The organism is Nocardioides marmoraquaticus (assembly GCF_054777915.1).
Genome location: NZ_BAAHAA010000023.1, coordinates 48,091 through 62,169, shown reverse-complemented (window position 1 = coordinate 62,169; position 14,079 = coordinate 48,091). Strand labels below are relative to the sequence as shown.

Annotated in this window: 12 protein-coding genes; 7 read left to right on the top strand and 5 right to left on the bottom strand. The window is 75.1% G+C overall.

All coding sequences use genetic code 11. The annotated features are described in order from the left end of the window. Positions 1–278 precede the first annotated feature (278 nt). Positions 279–881 carry a nitroreductase family protein gene (locus ACYU8I_RS15550; protein WP_460842509.1) on the bottom strand — a complete coding sequence of 201 codons (603 nt, stop codon included), beginning with the start codon at positions 879–881 and terminating at the stop codon, positions 279–281. A gap of 59 nt (positions 882–940) precedes the next feature. On the opposite strand from ACYU8I_RS15550, the gene ACYU8I_RS15545 reads away from it, so the two are divergent. From ACYU8I_RS15545 to ACYU8I_RS15525, 5 genes are all read left to right on the top strand, one after another. After that, entirely contained in the window at positions 941–2,149 is a 1,209-nt protein-coding gene (locus tag ACYU8I_RS15545; protein ID WP_460842507.1) for an allantoate amidohydrolase, read from the top strand. Then, positions 2,146–3,492 carry a formimidoylglutamate deiminase gene (locus ACYU8I_RS15540; protein ID WP_460842505.1) on the top strand — a complete coding sequence of 449 codons (1,347 nt, stop codon included), beginning with the start codon at positions 2,146–2,148 and terminating at the stop codon, positions 3,490–3,492. The genes ACYU8I_RS15545 and ACYU8I_RS15540 overlap by 4 nt, the downstream gene beginning before the upstream one ends. Next, a complete protein-coding gene (hutI, locus tag ACYU8I_RS15535; protein ID WP_460842503.1) occupies positions 3,489–4,634 on the top strand; it encodes an imidazolonepropionase in 1,146 nt (381 codons plus the stop codon). Before ACYU8I_RS15540 ends, hutI begins: the two co-directional genes overlap by 4 nt. A gap of 81 nt (positions 4,635–4,715) precedes the next feature. Continuing rightward, entirely contained in the window at positions 4,716–5,021 is a 306-nt protein-coding gene (locus ACYU8I_RS15530) for a hypothetical protein (RefSeq protein ID WP_460842501.1), read from the top strand. Then, on the top strand, positions 5,018–6,181 hold the full coding sequence (locus ACYU8I_RS15525; protein ID WP_460842499.1) for a cupin domain-containing protein: 1,164 nt from the start codon (positions 5,018–5,020) through the stop codon (positions 6,179–6,181). Before ACYU8I_RS15530 ends, ACYU8I_RS15525 begins: the two co-directional genes overlap by 4 nt. On the opposite strand, the gene ACYU8I_RS15520 is transcribed toward ACYU8I_RS15525, so the two are convergent. From ACYU8I_RS15520 to ACYU8I_RS15510, 3 genes are read right to left on the bottom strand one after another with little or no spacing between them, the layout of a single operon-like run. Further along, a complete protein-coding gene (locus ACYU8I_RS15520) occupies positions 6,178–8,820 on the bottom strand; it encodes an FtsX-like permease family protein (protein ID WP_460842497.1) in 2,643 nt (880 codons plus the stop codon). The two genes, ACYU8I_RS15525 and ACYU8I_RS15520, sit on opposite strands and share 4 nt — an antisense overlap. Continuing rightward, entirely contained in the window at positions 8,820–9,587 is a 768-nt protein-coding gene (locus tag ACYU8I_RS15515) for an ABC transporter ATP-binding protein (RefSeq protein ID WP_460842495.1), read from the bottom strand. The genes ACYU8I_RS15520 and ACYU8I_RS15515 overlap by 1 nt, the downstream gene beginning before the upstream one ends. Next, positions 9,584–10,204, bottom strand: coding sequence for a PadR family transcriptional regulator (locus tag ACYU8I_RS15510; protein ID WP_460842494.1), 621 nt, complete (start codon positions 10,202–10,204; stop codon positions 9,584–9,586). The genes ACYU8I_RS15515 and ACYU8I_RS15510 overlap by 4 nt, the downstream gene beginning before the upstream one ends. 141 nt (positions 10,205–10,345) lie before the next feature. On the opposite strand from ACYU8I_RS15510, the gene ACYU8I_RS15505 reads away from it, so the two are divergent. Next, positions 10,346–11,743 carry an L-lactate MFS transporter gene (locus ACYU8I_RS15505; protein ID WP_460842492.1) on the top strand — a complete coding sequence of 466 codons (1,398 nt, stop codon included), beginning with the start codon at positions 10,346–10,348 and terminating at the stop codon, positions 11,741–11,743. Further along, positions 11,740–11,889 carry an MFS transporter small subunit gene (locus ACYU8I_RS15500; RefSeq protein ID WP_460842491.1) on the top strand — a complete coding sequence of 50 codons (150 nt, stop codon included), beginning with the start codon at positions 11,740–11,742 and terminating at the stop codon, positions 11,887–11,889. Before ACYU8I_RS15505 ends, ACYU8I_RS15500 begins: the two co-directional genes overlap by 4 nt. A gap of 24 nt (positions 11,890–11,913) precedes the next feature. Here the strand turns inward: ACYU8I_RS15500 and ACYU8I_RS15495 are convergent, their stop codons facing one another. Further along, the gene (locus tag ACYU8I_RS15495; protein WP_460842489.1) at positions 11,914–14,040 is read right to left on the bottom strand and encodes an ATP-binding protein; all 2,127 of its coding nucleotides are present in this window, start codon (positions 14,038–14,040) and stop codon (positions 11,914–11,916) included. Positions 14,041–14,079: the final 39 nt, after the last annotated feature.

Below are 14,079 nucleotides of genomic sequence, written 5' to 3'. Positions count from 1 at the left end.
CAAGCTCACCCCGATCGAGTTTGAGACCATCTACACGGCCGCTGACGCGGCCTGAAACCACACACCCCAAGTGACAACCAGACCTTCAGCAGTCCCGCTCGCTCCGCTCGCACCTCAGGGAGCGGAGCCGGGTCGCTGCGCTCGCGCGTCGACCAGCCCCGGGCCGGGACGAACCGCGCGACCTGGTGACGGCAACGGGCCTGTCTCGGATGCGAGACGCCACGGCGCTCCGCGTGCTGGCCCTCGCGGCCGACCAGCGGTGGACTGGGGGCGTGTCGTCAGTCCTGCCAGCCGCCCCGGTGCACGACCTCGTCGAGCGGCGTGCGACGCCGTCGGCTCGGGGAGCCCGCGGCGCCGCCCGGCTCGGGGTGGCCGAGCGTGATGGCGCCGACCGGGTCGACGTCGGCGGGGATGCCGAGCTCGACGCGGAGGTCGTCGAGCCGGTCGGGCGGCACGCCGAAGAAGCACGCGCCGAGGCCCTCGTCGACCGCCGTCTGCAGCACGAGCAGGGCGGCCATCGCGGCGTCGCAGTGCCAGTAGGGCACCGGCCAGCGGGCCTCGTCGCGGTCGGTCCAGCCCTTGTCGGGCTCGGCGTAGCGGTCGAGGTACGCCGCCTTGCGCGAGCAGGGCAGCACCACGACGGGCGCGCGGCTCATGCCCTGGAGCCAGCGGTCGGGCGCGCCCGGACCGGTGGTGGCGGCCCAGAACCGGGCGACGTCGGTGGGGGTGTCGAGCACGACGAAGGCCCAGCCCTGCGTGAAGCCGGCGCTGGGCGCGCGCACCGCGTGGGCCAGCGCCCGGTCGACGACCGCCGGGTCGACGGGGTCGGTGGTGTATCGGCGCACCATGCGCCGCCGGCGCACGACCTCGCGGAACTCCACGCGCCGCATCGTCGCAGGTGCCCCCGCCCCCGGCGGTCCGCGGTGGCAGGGTGGTCGCGATGAGCGGCGACGGCTTCGAGGCGATGTGGCGTGACCTGGCACCGGTCGGTCGGGCGGCGTCCGGCGGATACCTGAGACAGCCCTACGCGACGGCCGAGCTGGAGCTGCGGGCGTGGTTCGTCGAGCAGGCCCACGCCCGCGGCCTGGCGGTCGAGCCCGACGGCAACGGCAACCTGCTGGCCTGGTGGGACCTGCCCGGCGGGGAGCGGTCAGACGCGGTGCTGACCGGCAGCCACCTCGACTCGGTGCTGCAGGGGGGTGCGTTCGACGGTCCGCTCGGCGTCGTGTCGTCCTTGGCTGCCGTCGACGGCCTGCGGGCGCGCGGGGTCGAGCCCCGCCGCCCGGTCGTGGTCGCGGCGTTCGCGGAGGAGGAGGGGTCGCGGTTCGGGCTGGCGTGCCTGGGGTCGCGGCTGGCCACGGGCGCCACGGCGGGCGAGGCGGCGTACGGGCTGCGCGACCGCGACGGGGTCGCCCTGGGGGACGCCATGGCGGCAGCGGGTGTCGAGCCGTCGCTGGGCCGGGCAGGCTGGCTCGACCAGGTCGGCTGCGCCGTCGAGCTGCACGTCGAGCAGGGCCGTGACCTGGTGCACCGCGACCGGGCGGTCGGGGTCGCCTCGGTCATGTGGCCCCACGGACGGTGGCGCTTCGACTTCCGCGGCGAGGCCAACCACGCCGGCGCCACGCGGATGGAGGACCGGCGCGACCCGATGCTGACCTACGCGATGACCGTGCTCGCCGCCAACAAGCAGGCCCGGCTCGCCGGGGCCCGGGCCACCTTCGGTCGGGTGTCGGTGGAGCCCAACGGCACCAACGCCGTGCCGTCGCTCGTCGCCGCCTGGCTCGACGCCCGCGCCGCGACCACCGACGCGCTCGAGGCCCTCGTCGCCACCGTCGAGCGGCAGGCCTCCGAGCGCGCCGACCGCGACGGCACCTCGTCGGCGGTGACCGCCGAGTCGGTGTCGCCGGAGGTCGCCTTCGACGCCACGTTGACCGCCCGGCTGTCGCGGCTGCTCGACGACGCCCCCGCCATCGCGTCGCTCGCCGGCCACGACGCCGGCGTGCTCGCGGCGAGCGGCGTACCGACGGCGATGGTGTTCGTCCGCAACCCCACCGGCGTCTCCCACTCGCCCGACGAGCACGCCGAGACCGCCGACTGTCTGGCCGGGGTCGAGGCGCTGACCGACGTGCTCGCGGAGCTGGTGTCGTGACGACGTACCTGCTCGAGCACGCCCTGCTCCCCGACGGCACGGTCGCCCCCGACGTCGCCGTCGAGGTCGCCGACGGCGTGATCACGTCCGTCACTCCCGCCCCACTGGACGGCCCTTTTCCTCACTCGTCGGCCGAGATCACGGCCGACGAGTGGCGAATTCCCCGGTCGACCGGGGAATTCGCCACCCCGGCCACCGCTGTCGAGGGCCTGACCCTCCCCGGCCTGGCGAACTGCCACAGCCACGCGTTCCACCGGGGGCTGAGGGGGTGGACGCAGCGGGAGCGGGGGTCGTTCTGGACGTGGCGGGAGCAGATGTACGCCCTGGCCGCCGAGCTGACGCCCGACGCGTACTTCGAGCTGGCGCGCGAGACGTACGCCGAGATGCGGGCGACGGGGATCACGGCGGTGGGGGAGTTCCACTACCTGCACCACCAGCCCGACGGGACGCCGTACGACGACCCCAACGCGATGGGGCGGGCGTTGCTGGCCGCGGCCGACGACGCGGGCGTGCGCATCCGGCTGCTCGACACCTGCTACCTCGCGGCGGGGTTCGGCCGAGCGCCCGAGGGGGTGCAGGTGCGCTTCAGCGACGGCGACGCCCACCGGTGGGCCGAGCGGGTCGCCGACCTCGCCGACGACCGGGTCGGGGTGGCGATCCACTCGGTGCGCGCGGTGCCGCCCGAGCAGCTGGCCGTCGTCGTCGAGGCCGCCCGGGGCCGGCCGCTGCACGTGCACCTCTCCGAGCAGGTCGCCGAGAACGACCAGTGCCTCGCCGCCACGGGCCTCACCCCGACCCAGCTGCTCGCCGAGGCCGGCGCGCTCGGACCGCTGACGACGGCCGTCCACGCCACCCACCTCACCGACGCCGACGTGCGGCTGCTCGGCGAGAGCCGCACCCGCGTCTGCTTCTGCCCCACCACCGAGCGCGACCTGGCCGACGGCATCGGCCCGTCGCGTCGGCTGCACGAGGCCGGCGCGGTGCTGACGCTCGGCTCCGACAGCCACGCGGTCATCGACCTGTTCGAGGAGATGCGGGCCGTGGAGATGCACGAGCGCCTCGCCACGCAGCAGCGCGGCCACTGGTCGGCCGCCGAGCTGCTCGCCGCAGCGGCGTACGACGGGCACGCCAGCCTGGGCTTCGACGACGCCGGCCGGCTGGAGGTCGGCGCCCGCGCCGACCTCGTGACCGTCGATCTGGCCAGCGTGCGCACCCGCGGCACCGGCGCCAGCGCCGAGACCCTGGTGCACGCCGCCTCGGGCGCCGACGTGGTGGGAGTCGTGTGCCCCACAGGGCGCCCGGGCGCCCTCTCAGACACACGACTCGATCAGGAGGCCCGATGAGCTCGCTGCTGCTGACCGGCATCGGCGAGCTGGTCACCAACGACCCCGTGCACGACGGCACGCCGCTCGGGCTGCTCGAGGACGCCGCGGTCGTGGTCGAGGGCGGCCGGGTCGTGTGGGTCGGGCCGCGACCGCACGCGCCCGCGGCCGACGTCGCGCGCGACCTCGGCGGACGTGCAGTGGTGCCGGGGTTCGTCGACTCCCACAGCCACCTCGTCTTCGCGGGCGACCGGGCGGCTGAGTTCGCGGCGCGGATGACCGGCACGCCGTACGACGGCGGTGGCATCCGCACCACCGTCGCCGCCACTCGCGCGGCCGCCGACGAGCAGCTGGAGGCCAACCTGGTGCGGCTCCTCGCGGAGATGCGGCGGCAGGGCACGACCACCGTCGAGGTCAAGAGCGGCTACGGCCTCACCGTCGCTGACGAGGCCCGGTCGCTGGCGATCGCCCGTCGCCACACCGACGAGACCACGTTCCTGGGGGCGCACGTGGTGCCCACCGGCACCGACCCCGCGGCGTACGTCGACCTGGTCACCGGCCCGATGCTCGACGCGTGCGCCACGCACGCCCGGTGGGTCGACGCCTTCTGCGAGCGGGGAGCCTTCGACGCCGACCAGGCACGCACCGTGCTGGAGGCCGGTACGGCGAAGGGCCTGCGCGGCCGGCTGCACGCCAACCAGCTGGGCCCCGGCCCCGGCGTGCGGCTGGCGTGCGAGCTCGGCCTGGTCGCGGTCGACCACTGCACCTACCTCGACGACGCCGACGTCGACGCGCTCGCCTCGTCCGGCACGGTCGCGACGCTGCTGCCGGGAGTGGAGTTCAACACCCGCCAGCCCTACCCCGACGCCCGCCGGCTCCTCGACGCCGGTGTCACCGTCGCGCTCGCCACCGACTGCAACCCCGGCTCGTGCTTCACCTCCTCGGTGCCCCTGTGCGTCGCGCTCGCGGTGCGCGAGATGGGCATGACTCCGGCCGAGGCGCTGTGGTCGGTGACGGCCGGCGGCGCGCAGGCCCTCGACCGCGCCGACGTGGGCGTCCTCGCCCCGGGACGGCGGGCCCACCTCGCCGTGCTCGACGCGCCGTCGTACCTGCACCTCGCGTACCGCCCCGGCGTGCCGCTGGTGGCCGAGGTGCTCGCCTGAGACCCGACCGATTCACCGGGGGGAGTTGGGGAACCGGGACGGCAGCGCCCAGGGCGGGCGCACCTGACCAGGAGGTAGGACATGGCACCCGACCAGGGCCTCGGCGACGACGAGATCGAGACCACCCCCACCGCCAGCAGCGGCACGAGCCCCGCCGACGACAGTCACGGGCCGCTCGACTCCGGTGACACCGACGGCCCCTCGGCCGACGGCGTCGACGACGACTCGAGCGAGCACGGTCCCCTGGACGCGGGTGACACCGACGGCCCCTCGGCCGACGGGGTCGACGGCGAGTCGTCCGACGCGGGTGAGCACGGCCCGCTCGACTCCGGCGACAGCGACTCCGCGCCCCACGACGGCGTCGACGGGGACTCCTCCGAGGCGTGAGCGCGCTCGACCTGCTCAGCGGTGACGCCCAGGCCTTCGTCGAGAAGGCCTGGGCGTCCCGCACGCACCTGCATCACACCGACCCTGACCGGCTGGTCGGGTTGCTGTCGTTCGACGACGTCGACCACCTGCTGACCAGCACCGCGATCCGCACCCCCGCGGTGCGGATGGCGCAGGACGGCCAGGTGCTGGCGTCGACGGCCTTCACCCGCACCGGTGCCGTGCTCGGCGGCGTGCCGCTGGCCGGCCTGGTCGACGGCCGCAAGGTGATCGACCTGTTCGAGGGGGGCGCGACCCTCGTGCTCCAGGGGCTGCAGCGCTACTGGACGCCGTTGGCCCGCCTCGTCGCCGAGCTCGAGCTCGACCTCGGTCATCCCTGCCAGGCCAACGCCTACCTGACGCCGCCCGGCTCCCAGGGCTTCGCCGTGCACAGCGACACCCACGACGTGTTCGTGTTCCAGACCCACGGCTCCAAGCTGTGGGAGGTGCACCCGGCGCCGGGCGAGGACGCCGACGCGGGTCCGCGCGAGGTGCTGCTCGAGCCGGGGGTGTCGATGTACCTCCCGACCGGCACCCCCCACGCCGCTCGCGCCCAGGGCACCGTCTCGCTGCACGTCACCATCGGCATCAACCAGCACACCTGGTCGACGCTGCTCGACCGGGCCGTACGCCGCGCCCGTCGCGCCGTCGACGACGGCGGCCACCTGCCGGCCGGTCACCTCGACCGGCCCGAGCTGCTCCGTGACGGCCTCGCCCAGCGGCTCGAGGAGCTCGCCGCCGCGCTGCGCTCCACCGACGCCGACGACGTGGTCGCCGCCCACCAGGCCGACTTCGTCACCGGACGGCAGGCCCCGCTGCGCGGCGCGCTGGTCGACCGCATGTCGCTCGACGAGATCACGGTCGCGACGTCGCTGCGCCGCCGTCCCGGCAAGCCCTGCGTCGTGCGCCGCGGCACCGGCGACGAGTCCGACCGGCTCCACCTCCACCTCGGTGACCGCCGCGTCTCGGTGCCCGCCCGCATCGAGCCCGCGGTCACGACGCTGCGGGCGCTGCTGGCCGAGGGCGACCTGACCCCGTCGCAGCTCGGTCTCGACGACGCCTCCGCCGTCGTGCTCGCCCGCCGGCTCGTGCGGGAGGGCCTGCTGGAGGTCGTGCGCTAGGCGGCTCGGGCCACGAGCGGCAACCGGGCCCGCGAGGTCACGAGCACGACCGCCGCGGTCAGCAGCGGCAGCACGACGACGAGCCCGCCGAGCAGCAGCCACGGCACGTCGAGGTAGGGACCGGTCGGCGCCGGGCCGTAGTCGGTCGAGGTCAGTGGCACCGCGATCGCGAAGCCCGGGATCGCGCCGACCACCGCACCGAGCACCGCCCCCACGAGCCCCACCACGAGCGCGTACGACGCCGCGATGCTGCGGCGGGTGCGGGGCGAGGCCCCGACCGCGGCCAGCGTCGCGAGGTCGGGCCGGGCGTCGGAGAGCGCGAGCGAGGTCGCGGTGAGGGTGCCGCCGAGGACCAGCACCGCACCGAGCGCGAAGAGCACGGCGAGCAGCACCACGACCTCGTCGTCGTCCTGGTAGCCACGCTCGACGAACACCCCGCCGTACTCCGAGGCGGCCGACATCGCCTCCGCCAGTGTCTCCTCCTGAGCCGGGCTGATGTCGGTGCCGGTCATCAGCACCCCGACCGTGCGCGCCGGCTGGCCGAGCTCGGCGGCGACCTCGGGGGTCAGCACGGCCTGGGCACCCGCGGGGCCGGCCGTGCCGAGGTAGGTGGCCGGGAAGGTCGCCTCCGCGACCGGTCGGGCCTCACCGGTCGCGTCGTCGATGCGGTCGAGGCGCAGGGTGGCCTCGTCGCCGCCGGGTGCGTCGCGGCGCGGCACCTCGTCGGCGAAGACGATCGAGCGTCCGGCGGCGAGGCTGCGCCGGATCTCGTCGCGCTGGGCGTCGTCGAGGCCAGGGACGGCGTCGATCGCGGCGGCCCCGACGAGGACGTCGCTGCCGAGCCCCGAGCCGTAGGAGGAGAGCAGCGGTGCGGTCCCGTCCGGGCCGGTCACCTCCGCGTAGCCGTTGGGGTCGGTGAAGCCGCGCACGTCGGTGAGGGTGGCCCCGGGGACGACGCGTCCCGCCAGGGCACGCACGGCGTCCCAGTCGGTGCGCTGCAGGTCGCGGACGTCGAACGCCCCGACGGTCAGCACGCCCGCGCCGGCCGCCAGCGAGGGCAGGTAGGTCGCCTCGTTCTCCCGGGCGTCGCTCGAGGCGCCGATGCCGAGGGCGACGACGGCGGCGACCGTCGCCGCGACCGCGGCCACGGCGGGAGCCGTGCGGGTGCGCTGGCGTGCTGCGTCGCGCACCGCGTAGCGCAGGACCAGCGGCAGCCGGCCCGCCAGGCGACCGAGCCACGAGAGCACCAGCGGCACGAGCAGCACCATGCCGACGACCGAGACGGCGCCGGCCACCGCGATGACCGCCTCGCGGCCGGGCTCGAGCGCGCCCACCAGGGCGGCGGCGACACCGAGACCGAGCAGGACGGCGCCGATGACCGGCGAACGACGCGAGGGTCTCGGCTCGCCGCGCCGGCCGGCGAGCACGGCGACGACGTCCTGGCGCGACGCGAGCACGGCCGGGGCCAGCGCCACGAGCAGCGCGGCCACGAGGCCGAGGGCGGCGACGCCGCCGAGCAGCAGCCACGGCACGTCGAACGGCCCGAACCAGGTGCCGCTGAAGCGCTGCAGCACCGGCAGCAGCGCGACCGCGGTCACGAGCCCGGCGACCGCGCCGGCTGCGGCGGCCACCCCGCCGAGCACCACGGCGGTCGCGAGCACGACACGACGAGCCTGGCGCGGGGTGCCGCCGGAGGCGACCAGCAGGGCCAGCGTGCGGGACTGCCGTCGGGCGCCGACGGCGAAGGCCGGCCCGGCCAGGAGGGTCACCTCGAGCACGACCATGGCGACGACGAGAGCCAGCACGGCCATGGTCGTCGGGTCGCTCTCGCCGGTGGACCGCGCCTCCGGCGGCAGCTCGGCCTGGGACGGCGGGTCGAGCAGGACGGCCCGCGAGGTCACCACGGCGCCGGCGTCGTTGAGGCGGCGTACGTCGGACCACGTGACGGGGTCGCCCCCGACCAACCAGGTGCGGCTCGGGCTCGGCTCGAGGCCGGTCGAGCCGAGGGGACCGGCGACGACCGGCGCGCTCCGCAGGGTGGTGGACTCCGCCACCCCCACGACGACGGGGGTGGGGCGGCCCTCGTCCGGGACCCGGAGCCGGTCGCCGACGGCGTACCCCTCGTCGAGGACGGCCTGGTTGACGACTATCTCGTCGGCGCTGGTCGGCCAGCGGCCGGAGACCAGGCGGAACAGGCCCTGCGTGAGGGGGTCCTCGAGATCGGTCTCGGTGGCCTCGGCCGAGGTGACGCCGTCGTCGGTGACCAGGCGCACGGCACCGGACTCGACGCGTGTCGTCGGACGGTCGCCGCCCAGCAGCCGCTCGACCTGCGACGCGCGCAGGGCGGGGCTCGACCCGTCGCCCTCGCTGCCCCAGCCCGCCTGGCTGGTGTCGGCGCCCTGCCAGACCTGGGTGACGCCGGGCTCAGAGACGACCTCGGCCTGGGCTGCACCGATGCGGCGGTCGACGTCCTCCGCGCCGCGCACGTCGGAGGTGCTGAGCACGACGGCGGCCGCGGTGACGGCCAGCACGGGCAGGCCGATCATGACGAGCACCAGCAGGCTGCGGCCCCGGGCCCGCAGTGCGTCGCGGCGCGCGAGGCGCAGGGGCAGCGACCAACCGACCAGCCGGCCGCGCATCACACGCCCTGCTCGAGCAGCTGCGCGGCCGCCATGGGCTGCGACTCGTCGACCACGACCCCGTCACGCAGGAACACGACGCGGTCGGCCCAGGCGGCGTGCCGGGCCTCGTGGGTCACCATCACGCCGGCGGCGCCGGCGTCGCAGCGGGCGCGCAGCATGCGCAGCACCTCCTCGCCGGTCTCGGTGTCGAGCGCGCCGGTCGGCTCGTCGGCCAGCACCAGCCGACGCTCGCCCACGACGGCGCGGGCGATGGCGACCCGCTGCTGCTGCCCACCCGACATCTGGTCGGGGTAGCGGTCGGCCAGCTGCTCGATGCCGACCTCGCCGAGCGCGCGCAGGGCCGCCCCCCGCGCCGCCCTGGCGCGCACGCCGTCGAGCTCGAGGGGCAGGGCGACGTTCTCCGCCGCCGTCAGGGCGGGCACGAGGTTGAAGTCCTGGAAGACGTAGCCCACCGACGTGCGGCGCAGCCGCGCCCGGCCGGCGGGGCCGATCTCGCCCAGGTCGTGGCCCTCCACGAGCACGCGTCCCGACGTCGGGGTGTCGAGGCCGCCGGCCAGGGTCAGCAGCGTCGACTTGCCGGACCCCGAGGGGCCCATGACGGCGACGAGCTCGCCCGGGAAGACGGCCAGCGAGACCCCGCTCAGGGCGTGCACCTCGGTCTCGTCGTGGCCGTGGACCCGCGAGACCTCGTCGATCGCGAGCACGGCGGTCGGGGCGGCGCCGAGCAGACCGCCGGGCAGCCCGCCGCTGGAGTCGGCGCTCATCGGGTGCCGCCCCTCGCGGCGCTCGCGGCCGGTCCGGGCTCGGCGACGGCGGCGGGGACGGCGACGGGGTCGGTCGCCGCGGTCCGCTGCGTCGCGGCGCGGCGCACCCGTGTCTCGCAGTGGTCGAGCCAGCGGATCTCGGCCTCGGCGTCGAAGACCAGCGCGTCGAGGACGAGCGTCCAGGCGAGGTCGACGGTGGGTGCGGCCGTGCCCGGGGCGTCGCGCTTGAGCCGGGTGTACTGCTGCAGCGCGGTCATGGTGGCCGTGCGCTGGCGCTGGATGATGGCGCCCACGTCGACGCCCGGCACCGTGACGGCGAGCGCCAGCTTGATGGCGAGCTCGTCGCGCGGCGGCTGCGTGCGGGCGACGGGGGTGGCGAACCAGCCGGCCAGCTCGTCGTGCCCTGCCGGGGTGAGCGCGTAGACGAGGTGGCCCTCGTCGTCCTCGCCCCGACCGGCGACGAGCCCGTCGCGCTCGAGTCGGGTGAGGGTGCTGTAGACCTGCCCGACGTTGAGCGGCCAGGTGCCGCCCGTGCGCCGCTCGAACTCGGTGCGGAGCTGGTAGCCGTACTTCGGCCCCTCCTCCAGCAGCGCCAGCAGCGAGTGCCTCACCGACATGGGGTCCTCCTCGGTCGGGTGGATACCGGGTATGCATATCACGTATGCATACCCGGTATCCACCCGACGTCCGCGGACCGGTGTGTTAACAGTCACTCACCGCCGGGTACCAGGGGACAGCCCACACGAGAGGTCCGGCCCATGGCACTCGCATTCCTCGACAAGAGCCGCAGCGTCGCGCCCGCCGGCTACAGCCGGTGGCTCATCCCGCCGGCCGCGCTGTGCGTGCACCTGTCGATCGGACAGGTCTACGCGTTCTCGGTCTTCAAGACTCCGCTGCAGGGTCGCTTCGACACCTCGGCCACCGCGATCGCGATCATCTTCTCGATCGCCATCGTCATGCTCGGACTCTCCGCGGCGGTGCTGGGCACCTGGGTCGAGCGCAGCGGCCCGCGCAAGGCCATGTTCGCCGCCGCGTTGTGCTGGGGCACCGGCTTCCTCGTCGGGGCCCTCGGCATCGCCGTCGGCAGCCTGTGGCTGCTCTACCTCGGCTACGGGGTCATCGGCGGCATCGGCCTCGGCATCGGCTACATCTCGCCGGTCTCGACCCTGATCAAGTGGTTCCCCGACCGCCCGGGCCTCGCCACCGGCATGGCCATCATGGGCTTCGGAGGTGGCGCGCTGATCGCCTCGCCCGCCTCCACCGCGCTGCTCGGGCTGTACGGCGGCTCGGCCGACACCACCGACGCGGCGCCGCTCGCCAGCACCTTCCTCACCCTCGGGCTGGTCTACCTCGTCTTCATGCTGGTCGGCTCCGCGCTGATCCGGGTGGCGCCCGGCCACGAGGACGACGAGACCGCCGAGCACCAGCCGGGACGCAACGGCGCCCTGGTCCGAGCCAGCGAGGCCATCAAGACCCGGCAGTTCTGGGCGCTGTGGGTGATCTTGTTCTGCAACGTCACCGCCGGCATCGGCATCCTCGAGCAGGCCGCGCCGATGATCCAGGACTTCTTCCGCGGCGAGGGCGGCGAGTCGTCCGTCAGCCCGGGCGCCGCCGCCGGCTTCGTCGGCATGCTGAGCCTGGCCAACATGGCGGGCCGGTTCGTGTGGTCGAGCACGTCCGACAAGATCGGCCGCAAGCCGACGTACATGATGTACCTCGGGGTCGGTGCCGTCCTCTACCTGCTGATGGCCACCCTGGGCCAGTCCTCGGTCGCGCTCTTCGTGCTGCTGGCCATGGTCATCCTCAGCTACTACGGCGGCGGCTTCGCGACCATCCCGGCCTACCTCAAGGACATGTTCGGCACCCTCGAGGTCGGCGCCATCCACGGCCGGCTGCTCACCGCGTGGGCGGCCGCCGGCGTTGCCGGGCCGCTCATCGTCAACGGCTTCCTCGACGCCGCCGGCGAGCCCGGCCAGCTCGTGGCCAGCGACTACTACCCGGCGCTGCTGACGATGGTCGGGCTGCTCGTCGTCGGCTTCGTCGCCAACCTGACCGTCACCCCCGTCGCCAGCGAGCACGTCGACCACGACGCCGCCCGACGCTCCGGCATCGAGGAGCCGACCCGCGACGCCGCGACCTCCGGAGGAGCCCGATGAGCGAGCACACCGACACCACGCCCGACACCCTGACCCACTCCACGACCAGCCCGCTCCTCATCGTGCTGGCGTGGGTGCTCGTGGGCGTGCCGCTCGCCTACGGCCTGTGGCAGACCCTCGTGAAGGCGGCACAGCTCTTCGGCTGAGCGCCGACGCGGACGCCGGAGGGGTCAGACGGGTTCGGGGGTGGCGGCGACGTCACCTGCGACGTCACCTGCGACGTCACCTGCGAGGGACCGGGCGAGCTCCGCCGGTCCGGGCCCGACAGCGACGGGGACCGGGACCTGCGACGGGGCGACCGTGGTGGTCGGCCGGGGGAGGGTGAAGGTGATCAGGGTGCCGCCCTCGGGACCGGCGTCGCGGGCCCCGATGACGCCGCCGTGGCGCTGCACGGCGCGGGCGCAGATCGCCAGGCCGAGCCCGGTGCCGGGGTAGCCGCCGGTGCGCGACGAGCGCACGAAGCCCTCGAAGACCTTCGCCTGCTCCTCGCGGGGGATGCCGATGCCGTTGTCGGCGACCTCGACCTGCAGCCGGTCACCGACCACGCGGCTGGAGATGCGCACCCGCGGCACCACGCCGGGGGCGACGTACTTCAGCGCGTTGCCGACGAGGTTGACCAGCAGCTGCCGCACGAGCACGACGTCGACCTCGACGGCGTCGTCGCCGTGGGCGTACCGGATCTCGCAGCCCTCCCCGGTGATGGTGGGCAGCTGGGCGCGGGCCTGGTCCCAGAGGTCGGCGAGCGTGGTGGGCTGCACGTCGAGGGCGCCGGTGCCGGCCTGGGCGTAGGCGAGCAGGTCGTCGACGAGGTCCTGCGCGCGCTCGGCCGAGCCCTGCATCCGCATCAGGGTCGCGCGGGCGGGGGCGACGTCGCCGCCGAGGTGGTCGAGCTGGTCGTCGAGGATCTCGGCCCAGCCCCGGATGCCGGCGACGGGGCCCTTGAGGTCGTGGGCCATGACCCCGGCGAAGCCCTTGAGCTCGCCGAGGCGGGCGCGCTCCTCGGTGACGTCGGAGAGCACCAGCACGGCGAGGCGCTCGCCGGACGCGGTGTCCATGGGGGCGGCGCTGACCGAGAGCACGGCGGTGGCGCCCGTCTCGTCGTCGACCCGGACGAGGTCGGTCTGCTCCACGGTCTCGCCCCGCAGCGCGCGGAGCGCCGGGCGGTCCTCGGGTGCGATGGGGGTGCCGTCGAGGCTGCGGCTACCGTCCTGCTCGGAGCTCGCGTCGAGCTGCAGCCGCTCCGCCTGCACGCCGAGCTGGCGGTGGGCGGCCGGGTTGGAGAGGACGGCTCGACCGGTGCCGTCGACGACGAGCAGGCCGTCGTGCATGGTGCGGGTCACGGTGGCGAGGAGGTCGGCACGCTCCTGGGCGGCGGCCTCGGAGGCCATGGCCCGGGCCAGCAGGGCCCGCCGGTCCGAGGCGGACGTCGCCAGCAGCATCGCCAGCACGCAGCACAGCAGCAGGAAGACCTGCACGGTCGTCGCGCGCACCGCGAGGTCGGCCTCGAACGAGAACGGGCCGCGGCCGTCGAGGGTGAGCCCGACCACGACGAACCCCTGGACCGCCGCCGCACCCAGGGCGGTCGTGGGGGCGAAGCGCAGCCCCAGCCACACCACGCACGGCATCACCACGAAAGCGACCGGGACGTGTGCCTGAGGGGCGAAGACGGCGAGCGTGACGCCGAGGGTGACCGTCAGGGCCGCCGCGAGCTCGAGACGGCCGCCGGGCGCCCGGTCGTCAGCGGAGGCGGGTGACCTGCGCGTCGAGGCCATGCTGGCCAGCAGGGCCACGACGAGGAAGACGCCCGTGCCGTTGCGGATGGTCCAGCTAAGCGGGATCCACCACGACCAGGGGCTGCCGGCGTCGAGGACGCCGAGCGAGCCCACCGCGGCTCCGAGCACCCCCGCGACGACCGCGGCCACGCTCAGGCCCACGAGGTCGCGCGGGGCCCGAGGGGCGTAGCGGGCGATGCCCTCGACCTCGCGGTGCCGCGTCGTACGACGCAGGAGCTCGGCCGCCACGGTGGTCTGGCCGAGCTGCGCCGCGCTCCACCACGCGGCCTCGGGCAGGCCGATCTCCACCACGATGAGGAAGTAGAGGCTCGCCGCGACCAGGACACCTGCTGCGACACGTTCGCGCAGGGTGGGACTGAGGGCCATCCAGAGCGCGCCGACCCCGGCTGCGGGCCACACCAGCGCCAGCCCGGTCTCCGGCAGCACGAGCTGTCGACCCGCCCAGGCGGTGACGACGTACGCCGCCCACCAGAGACCCATCCGCAGCCACCGCCACTCGCTCATGCGGCGAGTCTGGCAGTCAGTGTCCGATTTGTTGGGTCA

Coding starts and splice junctions, on each gene's coding strand:
- ACYU8I_RS15545 (WP_460842507.1), top strand. CDS start 941: ATGAGCGGCGACGGCTTCGAGGCGATGTGGCGTGACCTGGCACCGGTC.
- hutI (WP_460842503.1), top strand. CDS start 3,489: ATGAGCTCGCTGCTGCTGACCGGCATCGGCGAGCTGGTCACCAACGAC.
- ACYU8I_RS15530 (WP_460842501.1), top strand. CDS start 4,716: ATGGCACCCGACCAGGGCCTCGGCGACGACGAGATCGAGACCACCCCC.
- ACYU8I_RS15520 (WP_460842497.1), bottom strand. CDS start 8,820: ATGCGCGGCCGGCTGGTCGGTTGGTCGCTGCCCCTGCGCCTCGCGCGC.
- ACYU8I_RS15515 (WP_460842495.1), bottom strand. CDS start 9,587: ATGAGCGCCGACTCCAGCGGCGGGCTGCCCGGCGGTCTGCTCGGCGCC.
- ACYU8I_RS15510 (WP_460842494.1), bottom strand. CDS start 10,204: ATGTCGGTGAGGCACTCGCTGCTGGCGCTGCTGGAGGAGGGGCCGAAG.
- ACYU8I_RS15505 (WP_460842492.1), top strand. CDS start 10,346: ATGGCACTCGCATTCCTCGACAAGAGCCGCAGCGTCGCGCCCGCCGGC.
- ACYU8I_RS15500 (WP_460842491.1), top strand. CDS start 11,740: ATGAGCGAGCACACCGACACCACGCCCGACACCCTGACCCACTCCACG.
- ACYU8I_RS15495 (WP_460842489.1), bottom strand. CDS start 14,040: ATGAGCGAGTGGCGGTGGCTGCGGATGGGTCTCTGGTGGGCGGCGTAC.